A 15,008-nucleotide genomic window follows, 5' to 3' on the forward strand; every position below is an offset into this window, starting at 1 on the left:
CGTCGGGGCCGAAGCCGGTTCCACGCAACCGTCGAGGCGCGCGAACAAGTCAAAAACCGCGACCCGCCGACGATTTAACAAAAGCTTGCAAGCACGCGGCTTAACGTGCGCAGATAATCGATCGAACCCGGATCGCCTCGCGCGGTCCTATCGCTACCTGATTCGTACCCGTTCCGGAGCGCCGTGCATGTCCCTGCGTCACCCCCTGCGTAGTCTGCTACCGCTCGCCCTGGCGCTGGGCGCCGCTCCGCTGGCGTTCGCGCAGCAGGCGCCGACCACGCCGCCGGCCGCGCCCCAGAGCGCGCCCCAGTCCGCACCGTCGACGGCGCCGGCCACCCCGCCAGCCGAGACCAAACCGGCCGACACCAAGCCCGCCCCCAAGCCGGCCGATACCGGCCCGACCGACGACACCGACAGCCCGCCCCAGCCGGTGCCGCCCGCGCGCGCGCCGGCCGCCAAGGCCAAGCCCGGCAAGGACGGCGACGGCGTCGACTCCAAGGTGCCGATCGAGGAAATCCGCCGCTACGTCGCGGTCTACAACGCGGTCAAGCAGGCGTATGTGGAACCGGTCGACGACGCCAAGCTCATGCACGCGGCGATCCGCGGCCTGTTGCTCGATCTCGATCCGCATAGCGTGTATCTGGACAAGGTCGCGGCCGAAGACTTCGACGAACAATCGCGCGGCAACTACGACGGCATCGGCGTGGAACTGCAGCGCCAGCCCGACGGCACCTTGAAAGTCATCTCGCCGATCGACGACACGCCGGCGACGCGCGCCGGGATCAAGGCCGGCGACCTGATCATCGCCATCGACGGCAAGCCGTTCAAGGTCGACGAAGGCGACAGTTCCAGCACGCTGCGCGGCGCGCCCGGCAGCAAGGTGGTGTTGACCATCGTGCGCGAAGGCCGCGACAAACCCTTCGACCTGACCGTCGCGCGCGAAACCATCCGCGTCACCAGCGTCAAGAGCCGCCTGCTCGAACCGGGCTACGCCTATCTGCGCATCAGCGCGTTCCAGGCCGACACCGCCGCGGATTTCGAAACCCAACTGGAAAAGTTGAAGACCCAGTCCGGCGGCAAGCTGCGCGGCCTGGTCATGGACCTGCGCAGCAATCCCGGCGGTCTGCTGACCTCGGCGGTGCAGATCGCCGACGACCTGCTCGACAGCGGCAAGATCGTCAGCACCCGCGGCCGCATCGCGATCAGCGACGCCGAGTTCAGCGCGACCCCGGGCGATCGCCTCGACGGCGCGCCGCTGGTGGTCCTGGTCGACGCCGGTTCGGCCAGCGCCTCGGAAGTGCTGGCCGGCGCCTTGCGCGACAACGGCCGCGCGCGCGTGGTCGGCAGCCGCACCTTCGGCAAGGGCTCGGTGCAGACCGTGCTGCCGCTCGACAACGGCGATTCGGTCAAGCTCACCACCGCGCGTTACTACACGCCCAGCGGCAAATCGATCCAGGCGCTGGGCATCGTGCCCGACGTGGTGCTGCGCGCGCCGAAGGCGTCCGATGCCGACGGCCGCCCGAGCTACACCGAAGCGACCCTGCCCGGGCATCTGCACGGCGACGAAGAGGACACGCCCGGCACCAACGCCGGCGAAGTGCTCGAAGGCGACGCGCCGATCGCCTCGGCCCTGGCCGAACTGAAGAAACCCGCGGGCGCGAAAACGCCGACGGCGGTCAGCAAGGCGGCGACGCCGGGCGCGAGCAAGCGCTGATCGATGCGCTGACTTTTTCCATTGCAGTCGGCAAACGAACACCCGGCCCAGGCCGGGTGTTCGCTTTTATGGTCTGGTGCGGAGCGCCGCATGATCGATGATGTCGCTTCGATCGCTTCGATCGCTTCGATCGCTTCGATCGCGTCAATTGCGTTGACCGCGTTGATCGCGTCGGACGGATCGGCCGATGCGAGGTCGCGAGACGTTTGCGTGCGGGGCTTCAGCGCCGACGCCTTTCGATCGGTCCGCCGAAATCGTGTCGGTGAGCCGAACGCATCGACGCTGAAGCCGCTCTCGCAATGGAGATGGGTGTCTTCAGGCCGAACCGCGCGGCGCGCTTCAGTCGATCGGCGCAAAGAACGCGCGGATCAGCCGGTAATGCTCGTCGTCGGGATCGTCGCGAAAACGCCGATGATCGCGATAACTCAGGTGCTCGCCGGACAAGCCGCGGCGCGCCATCACCGCGCGCGCGGCGGCTTCGAAGTCTTCGTCGTCGTGCCGATGCCAGAACCGCACCTCCTGCTGCGCGAACTCGATCTCCAGCGCGATCCGGAACGGCAGCTCGCGGCCGAATGCCTCGTCCCAGTTCGCCTCGGCCAGGCCGTGCCAATCCAACGCGAAACGGTGGCCGCGGCGCGCGCCCAGGCGCAGTTGCGAGCGCGGCAGCGACAGGTGCGAGCACAGGTACAAGGTCGGCAGGCTGTTGCCTTCGTCGTCGTCGCTTTCCAGATCGAACGCGTAACCGCTGTGTTCGAGCTTGCGCCAGTCGTCGATGCGCAGCGGCATCGCTTCGTCGTAGAAGTGCGGGCTCAGGTCCTGGCTGAATTCGCCATCGCCGAAGCGCATCGCCATGCCGCGCACCTCGATCGACCAGCAGATCTCGCCGCTCGCATCGTCGTACAGCCGGCCCTCCACCCGCGCGCGCTCGACCGCGAAGCGCCGGTCCTTGAGTTCGATCGTATCGGTGGGAGTACCGGTCATCGCGTGCTGCTCCGCGTTTCGCCGGCCCTCAGTCTAGTCAATCAGCGCGGCTTGGCCGGAAACGGAAACGGGGTGACGACTTTCTCGCCGGTGGCCGCGTCGCGGATCGCCGACTGGCCTTTGCGCTCGACTTCCTCGATCCGCACGATGCTCTGCATCGGCAGGTGCAACACTTTGGTATTGCCGAACTCGTCGCGCAGGCGTTCCTCGGTCGGATCGACGACCAGGCCTTCATGCACGTCGAACACCAGGTCGCTGACCTCGGTGAACCCCCACAGCGACCCCGAACCGATCTTGCGCGCGTACAGCTCGTAGATCTTGCCGGCGTTGAGGAAGGTGACTTTGTAGAGGGTGGGCATTGGCGGGGCGGGAATCGGGAATGGGGAGTCGGGAATCGTGAAAGCGGCAATGTCGCGATCTGAAAACAGCGTTGGGGCTTGCGGGGTCAACTCAAGAGCGTCGGGCGGCTTTTACCATTCCCGACTCCCCATTCCCGATTCCCGGCTCTCAATACCCGCGCTTGCGCCGCAACCGCCGGGCGATGCCGGCGCGGGCGATCAGCGCGAACGCGCCGCCGAACGCGAAGCCGGCCAGATGCGCCGACCACGCCACCGCGCCGAAGGCCGGGCCGATGAAGGTGAACACCACCTGCAACGCCGCCCACACGCCGATCAGCAGCGGCGCGGGCACTTTGACGAACTGCAGGAACAGGCCCAGCGGCACCACCACGCCGAGCTTGGCGCTCGGGAACAGCGCCAGGTACGCGCCGATCAGCGCCGAGACCGCGCCGCTGGCGCCGATGATCAAGCGGTCCGGGGTGCCGATCGCGATCACCGCGGCCAGGTTGGCGACCGCGCCGCCGAACAGGAACAGCGCCAGCAGCCGCCACGGCCCCATCGCGCGCTCGGCCGGCAGGCCGAAAATCAGCAGGAACACCAGGTTGCCGAGCAGATGGGCCCAGTCGGCGTGCAGAAACAGTGCGCTGAACAGGCGCAGCAGGCTGCCGTCGCGCACCGCGTCCCACCAGGCCAGCGGGCTGGACAGGCCGCCCGACAACGCGCCCCACTCGAGCATCAGCCGGCGCTGCTCCGGGTCCGGCAGGACCACCGCCGAGACGATGAAGCACAGCCAGAGCAAGGCGAACAGCAGCGGAGTGGCCCAGCGCAGCCGGGTACGCTCGCGTGTGGGAATGGTGACGAACACGCGTTCAGCTCCGCCGGCCGGGGATGCCGACAGTTACCCCATTAAGGCACGAAAGATAGGTAAGTGGTTGCGTGGCTTGGCTTTGCGACATCGGTACGGACAGCTTTGCGGTCTTGGGCGTATTGTTAGCGTTCGGTTAATAGCCGCGCTATAGTGCATACGGCGTCGTACGTCGGGAGGGGTTTCCGGCGGCATGGAGCCCGCGACCGCGGGTCCGCGCACACGGCCGAGAAAGACTAAAAATACTCCAACGGAGACTACACGCATGCAACCCTCACACCGTTACACCCGCCTGACCGCGATCGCGCTCGGCATCGCTGGCGTCATCAGCTTCGGTTCGGCCGGCGCTTCCGGTTTCCAGATTCGCGAGAACAGCGTCAAGAACCAGGGCCGTGCCTTCGCCGGCAGCGCCGTTGCCAAGGACGACGCGTCGGTCGTGTCGAACAACCCGGCGGCGATGGTCAACCTGGACAGCACCACCGTCCGCACCGACGTCACCGTGATCGACCTGACCGCGAAGTTCCGCGGCGGCGGCACCTCGGCGGCGGGCACCCCGCTCACCGGCGGCAACGGCGGCGACCCCGGCGACGCGCAGCCCGTACCGGCGCTGGCCATCGTCGTGCCGCTGTCGGGCGCGTTCGACAAGGTCACCCTCGGCGCCAGCGTCAGCGCGCCGTTCGGCCTGAAGACCGAATACGACCGCGACTGGGTCGGCCGTTACCACGCGGTCGAATCCGACGTCAAAACCATCGACCTGACCCTGTCGGCCGCGGTGGCTCTGACCGATCGCTTCTCGGTCGGTTTCGGCGTCGTTTATGAGCGCGCCGAAGTCACCCTGACCAGCGCCGCCGATCTGGGCTCGCTGATCTGCGCCGGCAACCCGGCTTGCCGTTCGCCGGCTTCGCCGTTCGGTCCGCAGCGCAACGACGGCCTCGTCGACGTGACCGGCGACGACAACGGCCTGGGCTGGCTGGTCGGCTTCCAGTTCAAGCCGACCGACAAGCTGTCGATCGGCTACTCGCACCGCTCCGAGATCGACCACGACATCTCCGGCACGGTCGACTTCACCGTTCCGGCCGCTGTCGCTGGCGCCGCGGCCGGCAATCCGGTCCTGGCCGCGCGCATCGCCGACGGTCCGGGCGGCGCCAAGCTGACCACGCCGAGCGTGGACACGCTGAGCGTTTCCTACGCGTTCACCGACAACTTCCGCATGATGGCCGACGTCCAGGCGACCGATTGGCATTCGCTGCGCGAAGTCGACATCCGTCGCCACAACGCGCTCAACAGCCAGGTCTCGTTCGAAGACTTCGAATGGGAAGACACGATGATGTACGCGCTCGGCGCCGAGTTCGACCTCAACGATGCCTTCACCCTGCGTGCCGGCGCGGCTTACGACGAAACCCCGACCAACGACCGCACGCGCACCCCGCGTCTGCCCGACAACGACCGCATGCTGTACTCGGTGGGCCTGACCTGGAACGCCAGCGAGCATCTCAGCGTCGACGCCGCCTACACCCGCATCGAGATCGACAGCCCCAGCATCGATGTCCGGAACAGCACCGGCGCGCACTTGGTCGGCAAGTTCAAGGGCCACGCCGATCTGTTCGGCATCGCCGCTCAGTACAAGTTCTGATCCAACGCTTTATCGCTTGACGAAAAACCCCGCCTCGGCGGGGTTTTTCTTTGTCCGCGACCGGCCGGGCGATGGCCGTCGCTTCGACTCAGGGCCGCAGTTCGAACAAGGCCGGCAGCGGCGGCCGATCGGAAGGCACCTTGCGCACGCGGCTGAAGCCGGCTTTCGCGGCCATGTCGCGGGCGCGGGTCTCGCCCATGAACGCGCCGAGCCCGGCGCCACCGTGCGACAGCGAACAGGTCATGCAGTACAGCGTGCTCTGCGGATACATCACCCGGCCGAACAGATTCATGTTCTCGTGCAGTTCCTCGGACAGGTTGAGCTCGACCATGAGGTAGGTGCCGTCCTCGGCGGTCGAGCTGCGCAGGTCCGTCATCATCTGCTGCGGATCGGCGGCGTCGTGGATCACCACGAAGGTGGTCACGAAATCGAACTTCTTGCCCAGCAGCGCATCGGAATCGGCGACCTCGAAGCGCACCCGATCGCCGAGCCCCGCGGCATGCGCGTTGGCGCGCGCGCGTTCGATCGAGGGAAGGTGGAAGTCGCAGCCCAGGACGGTGGCCTTCGGAAACGCCTGGGCCATGGTGATCGCGGCCAGACCGCTGCCGCATCCGAAATCGAGCACGCTGCCGCCGGCTTCGAGCTTTTCCTTGACTCCGGTCAGCGACGGGATCCAGTGCTGGACGAGAAAGTGCTTGTACCAGGGCATGGTCATGCGCTCCATGCCTTGCCAGGTTTCGACCGGGTAGGCCTCTTCCGGCGCGCCGCCGCCGTGGCGGAAGGCCTCGATGATCCGCGGCGCCATCGACACGAACGGCACGCTCAGCTGGATGATGCCGCCGGCGAAGTAGGGCGAGTCCTCGTCGGCCAGCACCGGGACGAACTCGTCGGGCAGGCGATAACGCTTGCTGTGGCGGTCGTAGGTCACGTAGTCGCCGGTCGCCATGCTGCCGAGCCATTCGCGCAGATAACGCGCGTTGAGTCCGGTGTGGCGGGTCAGTTCCTCCAGCGTCACCGCGCCGGTCTGGGCCAGGGCCTTGAACAGGCCCAATTGGTCGCCGATATAAAGCATGGCGCCGCGCAGCGTGTTGCCGTAATCCTCCATGATGCGCGCGGAAAACTGCTGGACCTTGGCCGGATCGGCTTCGATGCTCACTGACATTCCTTTCTCCCGATGAGTGGTGCGGCGGCTTGTGATTGGCGCTGGTGATCGCGGCTGATGAATTCGCGCCTGGTGAATCGGATGCCTCAGAAACGACGGTTGCCGACCTGGGTCAGTACGTCGTCGACGATGGTTTCGGCCATGCCAAGATGGGTCCTGGGTTCGAACAGGCGCGCGAGCTTTCCCCCGTCCACGGCGGCGAGCACCCTGGGATCGCACTCGACCGCCTCGCGGATCGACACCCGATCGCGCTGACAGGCCTGGGTGAGTTCGAAGATGATTTCGTAGGCGCTGCTTTTGCCGAGCGTCTTCGCCATCTCGAACACGAACGCTTCCATGCAGATCGCATCGCCGTAGGCGTGCGCGTTGCGGTCCATCGCCGCGTCGTTGACGGTGAGCTTGCCGATCGTGTCGCTGAGCAAGGCCAGCGCGGTCAGCGCGTAATGGGAGACATCGGCGACCGCGCACCACTCCAGACGGGTTCCGCGGTAGTCGCGTTCGTGCTCGAGGATCATCGCGTCCAGCGCGAGCACGACCTGCGCCTTGGCCAGGCGGGCCATCACCACCACCTGCTCGCAACCTTCCGGATTGCGCTTGTGCGGCATCGTGCTGCTGCCGATCTGCTGGTCCGACCAGCCCACTTCGACCTCGGCGATCTCCCAGCGATTCAAGGTGCGGATCTCGTCGGCCACCCGCGCCAGCGACGCGGTCATCATCGCCAGCGCGCTGACGAATTCGGCGACGCGGTCGCGCGCCACGTGCCAGCCAGCGTGCGGCACGCCGAGACACAGCCGGCGCGCGAACACGTTCAGCAGCGCCATGGCGTCGGGGCCGAACGCGGCCATCGTGCCGACCCCGCCGAACAGCTGCACCACGAGCACGCGCTGGCGCGCCTGGCCGAGGCGATCGCGATGACGCAACAACTCGTCGATCCAGCCGGCCACTTTCAGACCGAAGGTGGTGGGCAAGGCCGGTATCGAATGGGTCCGGGCGACCATCAGCGAGCCGCGGTGCGCATTCGCCAGCGCCGCGAGCTGCGCGATCAATGCATCGAGCGCGACGTCGACGCTGTCGAGCACGTCGCGCATCTCCAGCGACTGCGCGGTGTCCTGGATGTCCTGGGTGGTCGCGCCGTAGTGAACGTACTCGCGCGCGCTCGGACTGCAGTTGTCCTGCAACGCGCGCAGCAGCGGCATCAGCGAGTGCCCGGTCTTGCTCACGCCGTCGGCGATCTGGTCCAGATTCATCGCCGACAATTTCGCGCTGCGCTGGATTTCCAGCGCGGCCTGCAGCGGGATCATATGGACTTCCGCCTGCGCCATCGCCAGCACCGATTCGACGTCGAGCCAGCGCTGCAGCCGACATCGGCCGCAGAAGATCGCCCGGCTCGCGGCGCCGGCGTAGCCGCCACCATGCACCTTCGAATCCAGAATGTGGCTGTGTTCGTGCCGGCAGTCGTCGACCAGCGCCGGCTCGCTCACCGAACAGCTTCGGCGCGCGGCGAACGCAGGATGCGGCGTCACGTTCAAGGTCTGTGGTTCCATCGCATACCCTCCATCCAAGAATGGGCTGACTGGAAACTCTTCGGGTGATGTCGCCCGCTCAGGATCGGCCGCGCGGCTGGCCGGTCGCGTAGCATGCGACCCGGTCGACCATCTCCACGGCCAGTCCCGCATAGGTGACCGGATCGAGCAGATCTTCGAGCGCCTGAGGCGTGAAGCTGCCGCGCAGGCGCTCGTCCTTGAGCAAGGCGTCGCGGAACGGAACATCTTGCCGGCGAGCCTCCATGGATATTTCATGCACCAGTTCGTGCGCGGTCTGCTTGCCGAATCGACCGCCCAGCGCGAGCATCACCCGCTCGGACAGAATCAACCCGCCGAGCAGATCGAGGTTGTCGCGCATGCGCTGCTCGCGTACGTCCAGGCCAGTCGCCAACATTTCGTCCATGCGCGCGAGCAGCGCGCCGGTGTAGACGAACAGTTCGGGCAACGCGGCCCATTCGATCCGCCAGGCCGTGCCGTCGCGTTCGTGCAGGTGGAACGCGGCATCGGTGAGCGCGACCATCTGCGCCCGGATCAGGCGCGACAGCGCGCTGATCAGATCCGCGGTCGACGGGTTCTGCTTGTGCGGCATGGTGCTGCTGCCGATCTTGCCCGGCGCGTTGCCTTCGCGGACCTCGTCGACTTCGGTTCGCTGCAGGTGATAAATCTCGTTGGCGATCCGCCCGAACGTGACCGCGCACTGGACCAGCAGCCCGCCGACTTCCAGGATCCGATCGCGCACCGAATGCCAGCTGGTGCGCGGAGCGCCGAGCCCGAGGCTGGCCAAGGTGCGCCGCTGGATCTCGAATCCCTGCGCGCCGAACGAGGCCATGGTGCCGACCGCGCCGGTGAGGTTGCCCACCATCACCCGCGCGCGCGCCTCGTCGAAGCGTTGCAGATGCCGGTCGATCTCGTCGACCCAGACCGCGACCTTGTAGCCGAAGGTGGTGGGCAGCGCGTGCTGGCCGTGAGTGCGCGCGACCATCGGCGTGCGCCGGTGCTTGCGCGCCAATGCGAGCAAGTGAGCCTGGATCGAACGCAGCCGCGCCAGCGCGAGCTCCCACGCTTCGGCGATCTGCAGCACCAGCCCGGTGTCGAGGATGTCCTGGGTGGTCACGCCGTAGTGAACGTATTCGCCCCAGCCGTCCTGACAGCGTTCGGCCAGCGCCCAGATCGTCGGAATCAGAATGTGCCCGGTTTCGCGGCTCTCCCGGCCCAGCCGCTCCAGATCGAACAGCTCCACATGAGTACGGCGCGCGATTTCCTGCGCCGCTTCATGCGGGATCAGGCCCATCTGCGCCTGGGTCAGCGCGAGCGCGCGTTCGACGTCGAGCCACTTCTGCACCTGATTGCCATCGCAGAAGATCGCCGCGAACTCGGGATCGGAGTAGACGCCCCCGTAAATGCGCGATTCGGTCACGTGGCTCGGCATGATCGCTGATCCGCCTGGTTGGCTGGCCGCTTGGCTGCCGGGCTGAAGGACGGCCCCGTCACGTCCTGCATTTCCGCCCAGACCGCGTCGTAGTACGCACGCTCGACCCGGAAATGCTGCGCGAGCGAGGTCAGGAACGATTTCTGGAACGCCGGATCGGGAATGCGCCGCGCGATCAGCTGCCACTCGCGCTTGGCGCGCGGCGGCACCAGGCTGACGTGGATCTTGTAGTACTCGGCGGCGTCTTCGCTGAGGCCGGCCTGGAGCAGCGCGTTGTAGAGCTTTTCGTGATTGCCCGGGACGACGATTTCGGTGATGTAGAACACCGCCAGGCCCCAACCCACGTCCGGATTGCGGAAGCTGCGCACGCGGTTGTTCAAGTACGCGATTTCCTCGGGCATCGTGCTGACGGCTTGGAAGTCGGCTTCCAGATCGACGGCATCGAGCAGCTTGGCCAACAGTCGCGGATGCGAGCGGACCTCGTCCTCCTCGCCGAGTTCTCCGTGCAGGTAGCGGCCGAGCGCCGCGGCGTCGTCCACGTCGACCAGGTTCACCAGCAGGTCCGCGGCTTCGCGGTACAGGCGGAAGGTGCGGAACCATTGCCGCCGCAGGAACACCCGCAGCTGCGCGGGCGAGGCGCAGCCTTCGAAGATGTACTGCGACATGGGGTGCTTCTCGCGCGAGCGCGACGACACCTCCTGTTCTATCCGCGCCAGGAACTCGGCTTCCGACAAGGCCGTGGGCACGTCCGCGGCGGGAATGAAACGTTCCTCGACCCGATACGCCCAGTTGCACAGCCAGCGGCGCGCGAGCGCGGTGGCGGTGTCGTCGCTCAACGACAGGATGTACAGCAGCGTCTGGTACTCGGTCTGGCTGTCGGTATGGCCGTTGAGCGCGCTTTCGGCGAGCTCGGACAAGGTCTTGGCCGCGGTTTCCAGATGGGCGAACGAGGCGCCCGGTTCCAGCGCGCGGGCGAGAATGCGCGCGCGGTTGGTCTGAAGGGCTTCGAGCTGTGGCAGGGAATGATTGCGGGTGTTCGACATGCGCGCTCCTTTGCAGGCACGGTGAGGAATCGGGCTTAGTGGATGTGCTGTCCCTGCATCTGTCGCCACAACATGTCGAAATAGGCCCGATTGATGTCGAAGTGACGCGTCAGCGATTGCATGAACGTGCGCTGGAACGATTCGTCGTGGGCGAACTTGGCGATCAGCTCCCACATCTCCTCGGTGTCGATCTCGTCCTGGGTTCCGTGCAGGCGATGGAATTCGCAGGGGCCTTCGGGAACGCCCATGCGCTGCAGCAGTTCGTAGATCCGCAGGTGATTGACGCAGCTGACCGATTCGACCGCGTACACCAGCGACAGCCCCCAGGCCACGTCGGTGTGGCGAACGCAGCGGATGCGATTGTTGATGTAGGCCTTTTCCAGCGGATCGAGCGCGGCGAAGTCCACGCGCAGCGGGATGTCGAAATACGCCATCAGCTGCGCCAGCAAGGTGGGATGGGCGCGCTCGGGCGTCTCGGCGCCGGCTTCGCCGTAGAGGTTGCGATAGAACACCGAGGCGTCGTGGATGGCCTCGAACCGGAACGCGAGTTCGGCCAGCAGGCTGTAGAAGTTGTACGAGCGGTTCCAGTGATGCCGCAGGAACAGGCGCACGTCGCGCAGCGGCGGCGCGCCCTGGAACAGGTGCAGCGACATCGGATGCCTGACCCGCGTGCGCGAGGCGATCTCGGCATCGACCTTGGCGCGGAACTCATCCACCGGCAGAACGCGGAAGTCCGGCAGCGCCGGCGCGAACCGGTCTTCGACCTGGTAGATCTGGCTCGCGAGCCAGCGTCGGGTCGGCTCGGTGCGAGGCTCGCCGGGCAGGTGCAGGTCGAGCAGGATGGACTGGTACTGCGCATATGCGGCCGCATCGCCCTCGAGTCCTTTCTGGGTGAGCGCGAGCAAGGCGTCGGCCGCGAGCGCGGTTCGCGAACTGGCCGCGCCCGGTTGTAGCGCTTCGGCCAGCAGGATCGATGCCTGGTCCGGCGCCGGCATGGCGTGGCCCGAAGGAATGTTTGCGTGCTGGGTATCGCGAAACGTGCTGGTCTCGTTCATGAGTGTCCCCGTTTGCTGGCGAATGGCCGCTGGCTGTGAATGAACGGCGCGCAGGCACGCGCGCCGCGATCGACTCGCGACCATGGTGTTTGTCGGTAATCAAGAACCCCGGAGGCCGCGCCGTGTTCGGCGGCCTGTCAGGCGGCGCGGACGGTGTCGTTATGCGCGGCCGCTGCGCTTGCCAGGGCTATTCCCCCTGCATCGCTGAAACCCGCTGTCAGCGCGCCGCCGAAGCCTGCGCGCTGGAATCGACGAACGCTTGCCGGCAATGCGCCGAACAGAAGTGATGTTCGACGCCGGCCTGCGTGAGGCGATGCGGCGTCGTGGCCGGATCCACCGGCATGCCGCAGACCGGGTCGATGCTGGCGGCGGCCGTCGTGGCGACGGTGCTGGCGCAGGTTCGCGCGGCCGAACAGCAATCGCGCGGGGCATCGTCGACGTTGTCGGATGGCTTATCCGACGCTTGGTTATCGCTCATGTTTCGTCCCCTCCCAGGGCGTTGAGAATCGGGCAGCGCTCCACCGCTCCGTGCCCGGGGCACGAATTGAGCAGCGTCCGCAGTCCGTTACGTATGCGTGTGAGTTCGTCGATCTTGGATTCCAGGTCGGCCAGCTTCTGGGTCGTGGTCGCCTTGACCCCCGCCATGTCGCCGCCGCGCCGACTGGACAGAGCGAGCAGTTCGCGGATTTCCTCCAGGGTGAATCCGAGCGCCTTGGCCTTGCGCACGAACTGCAGCCGGGCGATGTCCTTCGCCTCGAAACGCCGATAACCCGACAATTGGCGCATCGGCAGGGGCAGCAAACCCCGGCGTTCGTAATAGCGCACCGTGTCGATACCCACCCCTGCGCGCTGCGCGAGTTCCCCAATCTTCATTGCGCACCTCCATGTTCACAGTGGCGGGTATTGGAACAGTGTTCGGTCTGGACCATGGTCCAGAGTCAAGCCTTTTTGCGACCAACTTCCAGCAACGTTGACCGAGTTCTCACAGTCGGCGCATCCGGACGATGCGCTGGGCGGGCCGGTTCGGTCCGACTGCATCCGCGTTTGAGCGGGCGCTGCCCGTGATTGCGGTCGCGGTTCGGTCCATCCATTGCCATGGGTGAAACGGCGCGCGCCACGCGGCGAGTGCTTTATCCGGGTTTCGCATGGCGGCGGTCTGGTCTGGAGGGGCATGACCCCGCGGAGGTGCGAGAATGGCGGCGCAGGCCACGCCGGCTCGCACGAGCCATCGTTGCGATGCAGCCCCTGTGTGGGTACGCGCCGATCATGACCTCTCAGAGCGCCATCGTTTTGATCCAGTCCGACACCGTTATCGACGCGCTGTTGCGCGGCCGCGCCCGGCCTTACACACGGCCGGGCAGCGTCAGCGCGATCGCCAAGCGCGCGTTCGAGGGACGCGTGCATGTCGGCGAATCGGGTCTGGACGGCGACGAGCGGGGCGACCCGCGCGTGCATGGCGGTCCCGACAAGGCCTTGCATCACTACCCGCGCGATCATTACGCCTGGTGGACCGAGCGGATCGGCGGGCATCCGCTGTTGCGCGAGCCCGGCGCGTTCGGAGAGAACTTCAGCAGTCACGGGCTGACCGAGGCGCAGGTCTGCCTGGGCGATCGCTATCGCATCGGCGGCGTGCTGCTGGAGGTGAGCCAGGCCCGGCAGCCGTGCTGGAAACTCAACGATCGCTTCGGCGTGGCCGACATGGCGCGACAGATGCAGGCCAGCGGACGCACCGGCTGGTATTACCGGGTGCTGCAGACCGGCGAGATCGCCGCCGGCGAGGCGATCACGCTGCTTGAACGGCCTTGGCCGCAGTGGACGCTGCAACGCATCGCGACCCTGCTGTACACGCGCACCCTGGAACTGGACGAACTGCGCGCCGCGCTGGCGCTGCCGTTGGTGCCGTCGTGGCGCAGGCTGGTGGAGGCGCGGCTGGCGCGCGGCACGGTCGAGGACTGGCGACCGCGTATCGACGGGCCGGCGACGGATTGAACGTCGCGCGCGTGTGCATCGTCGCGCAATGCCGCGATTGAATCAGCTCATGCGACGCTCGACGCATACTGTGCGCGACCGGCACGATCGCGGCGCGTTCCGCATCTTGCCCTCCTCCCGGACTCGGACCCAGCGATGAGCGACATCAAATTCTCCAGCGAAGAAAAGACCCTGATCGCGGCCAAGCTGCAGCGCTACTTCAGCGAGGAACTCAAGCAGCAGATCGGCCGGTTCGACGCGGAGTTCCTGATCGACTTCATTTCCGAGGAGATCGGCGGGTACTACTACAACCGCGGGGTGTACGACGCGCAGACGGTGGTCGCGGCGCGGCTGGAGGATATCGGCGATCAATTGTTCCAGTTGGAGCGGCGGACCGATTTCAAGCGTTAGTGGGTTTGCGGAATCGGTCGGTGACGCGCGAGTGTCGATCGAAAGATGCGCATTGGCTTCGCCGGCCCGGCATCGAATCGATTCGGCCCGAGCCGCGCAAGCGATACGGCGACTCAACTCGCGTGCCGCGATCCGGCCCGCGCTTGCGCGAAGCACGCCCGCGCCGGCGTGCTCACGATCAGCACCGCTTCCTGCTTGAAGCGGCGCTTGTACTCGTCGGCGACCTCGACCACGCGCTTGCGCTCCTCGGCGGTGTCGGCGTGGATCAGATCGATCGCGCGCGAATCTTCCTGTTCGACCTGGCCGCTGTCGCCGCGCCACTGGCCCTTGGCCTGATACACGGTGAGCCCGGCGGGAAAACGCGGCGTCACCACCTCGGCGAGGAACGCCTGCCACTGCGTTTCGCTGACCGGGCCGTCGGGGCTGTTCATGCCGAACAGCACTCGGTCCTGACGGCGTTCGCTGCACGCGCTCGGATCGCCGGGCTTGACCGGCAGCGGGGCGAGGGTGGCGCAGGCGGTGAGCAGGCACAGCGCCGCGGAGGACAGCAGCAGGTTGCGCGACATGGTCCGTGTCTCGGAGGGGCGATGGCGTAAGCGTACTGCGCGCGGCCGAGGCGGCATCTGCGACGGCGGTCGCAGGCCGGGTGTCGGGTCACATCGTTGCGATGGATAGATCGTAGCGGTCGGCGAAACCACCCGCCCGCGCGAACGTACGAAGCCCGACTGTAGGAGCGGCGCGAGCCGCGACCGCGACACCTCGGTTACGACGTCAGCGCGGTGTCGCGGTCGCGGCTTGCGCCGCTCCTACAGGGAGTGAACGTTGCCGCGCGGCGAAATGATGGTGGGCTTGGGGTGTAACCGCG

At 66.8% G+C, this 15,008-nt stretch carries 15 protein-coding genes; 4 read left to right on the top strand and 11 right to left on the bottom strand.

Features of this window, described 5'->3' with window-relative positions; all coding sequences use genetic code 11:
• Positions 1-187: 187 nt before the first annotated feature.
• On the top strand, positions 188-1,714 hold the full coding sequence (locus IEQ11_RS01980; RefSeq protein WP_191823572.1) for a S41 family peptidase: 1,527 nt from the start codon (positions 188-190) through the stop codon (positions 1,712-1,714).
• 339 nt (positions 1,715-2,053) lie between these two features.
• Here IEQ11_RS01980 and IEQ11_RS01985 read toward each other — a convergent pair whose 3' ends face one another.
• From IEQ11_RS01985 to IEQ11_RS01995, 3 genes are all read right to left on the bottom strand, one after another.
• Complete coding sequence (locus IEQ11_RS01985) at positions 2,054-2,695, bottom strand: hypothetical protein (protein WP_191823571.1); 642 nt, start codon at positions 2,693-2,695, stop codon at positions 2,054-2,056.
• Between the two features lie 41 nt (positions 2,696-2,736).
• Positions 2,737-3,054 (bottom strand): DUF1820 family protein, encoded by a 318-nt coding sequence (locus IEQ11_RS01990; protein WP_036112538.1) that lies wholly within the window; start codon positions 3,052-3,054, stop codon positions 2,737-2,739.
• A gap of 148 nt (positions 3,055-3,202) precedes the next feature.
• Positions 3,203-3,898 carry a rhomboid family intramembrane serine protease gene (locus IEQ11_RS01995; protein ID WP_036112535.1) on the bottom strand — a complete coding sequence of 232 codons (696 nt, stop codon included), beginning with the start codon at positions 3,896-3,898 and terminating at the stop codon, positions 3,203-3,205.
• A 265-nt stretch (positions 3,899-4,163) separates the two neighbouring features.
• On the opposite strand from IEQ11_RS01995, the gene IEQ11_RS02000 reads away from it, so the two are divergent.
• Entirely contained in the window at positions 4,164-5,531 is a 1,368-nt protein-coding gene (locus tag IEQ11_RS02000) for an OmpP1/FadL family transporter (RefSeq protein WP_191823570.1), read from the top strand.
• Between the two features lie 88 nt (positions 5,532-5,619).
• On the opposite strand, the gene IEQ11_RS02005 is transcribed toward IEQ11_RS02000, so the two are convergent.
• From IEQ11_RS02005 to IEQ11_RS02035, 7 genes are all read right to left on the bottom strand, one after another.
• Positions 5,620-6,687, bottom strand: a complete 1,068-nt coding sequence (locus IEQ11_RS02005) for a class I SAM-dependent methyltransferase (RefSeq protein ID WP_247024702.1) — start codon at positions 6,685-6,687, stop codon at positions 5,620-5,622.
• Between the two features lie 92 nt (positions 6,688-6,779).
• Entirely contained in the window at positions 6,780-8,237 is a 1,458-nt protein-coding gene (locus IEQ11_RS02010; protein ID WP_191823568.1) for a class-II fumarase/aspartase family protein, read from the bottom strand.
• A 58-nt stretch (positions 8,238-8,295) separates the two neighbouring features.
• On the bottom strand, positions 8,296-9,666 hold the full coding sequence (purB, locus tag IEQ11_RS02015; protein WP_191823567.1) for an adenylosuccinate lyase: 1,371 nt from the start codon (positions 9,664-9,666) through the stop codon (positions 8,296-8,298).
• Positions 9,651-10,709 (bottom strand): HOASN domain-containing protein, encoded by a 1,059-nt coding sequence (locus IEQ11_RS02020; RefSeq protein WP_191823566.1) that lies wholly within the window; start codon positions 10,707-10,709, stop codon positions 9,651-9,653. The genes purB and IEQ11_RS02020 overlap by 16 nt, the downstream gene beginning before the upstream one ends.
• A 35-nt stretch (positions 10,710-10,744) precedes the next feature.
• Positions 10,745-11,764: an HOASN domain-containing protein gene (locus IEQ11_RS02025; RefSeq protein WP_228465014.1), complete on the bottom strand. Its 1,020-nt coding sequence runs from the start codon at positions 11,762-11,764 to the stop codon at positions 10,745-10,747.
• A gap of 217 nt (positions 11,765-11,981) precedes the next feature.
• Positions 11,982-12,242: a YHS domain-containing protein gene (locus IEQ11_RS02030; RefSeq protein ID WP_191823565.1), complete on the bottom strand. Its 261-nt coding sequence runs from the start codon at positions 12,240-12,242 to the stop codon at positions 11,982-11,984.
• Complete coding sequence (locus IEQ11_RS02035) at positions 12,239-12,637, bottom strand: heavy metal-responsive transcriptional regulator (protein WP_036112518.1); 399 nt, start codon at positions 12,635-12,637, stop codon at positions 12,239-12,241. The genes IEQ11_RS02030 and IEQ11_RS02035 overlap by 4 nt, the downstream gene beginning before the upstream one ends.
• Positions 12,638-13,030: 393 nt before the next feature.
• Between IEQ11_RS02035 and IEQ11_RS02040 the strand changes: the two genes are divergently transcribed.
• Positions 13,031-13,753, top strand: coding sequence for an MOSC domain-containing protein (locus IEQ11_RS02040; protein WP_191823564.1), 723 nt, complete (start codon positions 13,031-13,033; stop codon positions 13,751-13,753).
• A gap of 135 nt (positions 13,754-13,888) precedes the next feature.
• Positions 13,889-14,143, top strand: a complete 255-nt coding sequence (locus IEQ11_RS02045) for a DUF2164 domain-containing protein (RefSeq protein ID WP_191823563.1) — start codon at positions 13,889-13,891, stop codon at positions 14,141-14,143.
• Between the two features lie 113 nt (positions 14,144-14,256).
• Here IEQ11_RS02045 and IEQ11_RS02050 read toward each other — a convergent pair whose 3' ends face one another.
• A complete protein-coding gene (locus IEQ11_RS02050; protein WP_157753744.1) occupies positions 14,257-14,709 on the bottom strand; it encodes a DUF3574 domain-containing protein in 453 nt (150 codons plus the stop codon).
• Positions 14,710-15,008: the final 299 nt, after the last annotated feature.

This window comes from Lysobacter capsici (genome assembly GCF_014779555.2).
Lineage (GTDB): Bacteria > Pseudomonadota > Gammaproteobacteria > Xanthomonadales > Xanthomonadaceae > Lysobacter > Lysobacter capsici.

What these genes read in the sequence shown, in the direction of transcription:
- IEQ11_RS01980 (WP_191823572.1), top strand. Translation starts at nt 188, where the DNA reads ATGTCCCTGCGTCACCCCCTGCGTAGTCTGCTACCGCTCGCCCTGGCG.
- IEQ11_RS01985 (WP_191823571.1), bottom strand. Translation starts at nt 2,695, where the DNA reads ATGACCGGTACTCCCACCGATACGATCGAACTCAAGGACCGGCGCTTC.
- IEQ11_RS01990 (WP_036112538.1), bottom strand. Translation starts at nt 3,054, where the DNA reads ATGCCCACCCTCTACAAAGTCACCTTCCTCAACGCCGGCAAGATCTAC.
- IEQ11_RS02000 (WP_191823570.1), top strand. Translation starts at nt 4,164, where the DNA reads ATGCAACCCTCACACCGTTACACCCGCCTGACCGCGATCGCGCTCGGC.
- IEQ11_RS02010 (WP_191823568.1), bottom strand. Translation starts at nt 8,237, where the DNA reads ATGGAACCACAGACCTTGAACGTGACGCCGCATCCTGCGTTCGCCGCG.
- purB (WP_191823567.1), bottom strand. Translation starts at nt 9,666, where the DNA reads ATGCCGAGCCACGTGACCGAATCGCGCATTTACGGGGGCGTCTACTCC.
- IEQ11_RS02020 (WP_191823566.1), bottom strand. Translation starts at nt 10,709, where the DNA reads ATGTCGAACACCCGCAATCATTCCCTGCCACAGCTCGAAGCCCTTCAG.
- IEQ11_RS02025 (WP_228465014.1), bottom strand. Translation starts at nt 11,764, where the DNA reads ATGAACGAGACCAGCACGTTTCGCGATACCCAGCACGCAAACATTCCT.
- IEQ11_RS02030 (WP_191823565.1), bottom strand. Translation starts at nt 12,242, where the DNA reads ATGAGCGATAACCAAGCGTCGGATAAGCCATCCGACAACGTCGACGAT.
- IEQ11_RS02035 (WP_036112518.1), bottom strand. Translation starts at nt 12,637, where the DNA reads ATGAAGATTGGGGAACTCGCGCAGCGCGCAGGGGTGGGTATCGACACG.
- IEQ11_RS02040 (WP_191823564.1), top strand. Translation starts at nt 13,031, where the DNA reads ATGACCTCTCAGAGCGCCATCGTTTTGATCCAGTCCGACACCGTTATC.
- IEQ11_RS02045 (WP_191823563.1), top strand. Translation starts at nt 13,889, where the DNA reads ATGAGCGACATCAAATTCTCCAGCGAAGAAAAGACCCTGATCGCGGCC.
- IEQ11_RS02050 (WP_157753744.1), bottom strand. Translation starts at nt 14,709, where the DNA reads ATGTCGCGCAACCTGCTGCTGTCCTCCGCGGCGCTGTGCCTGCTCACC.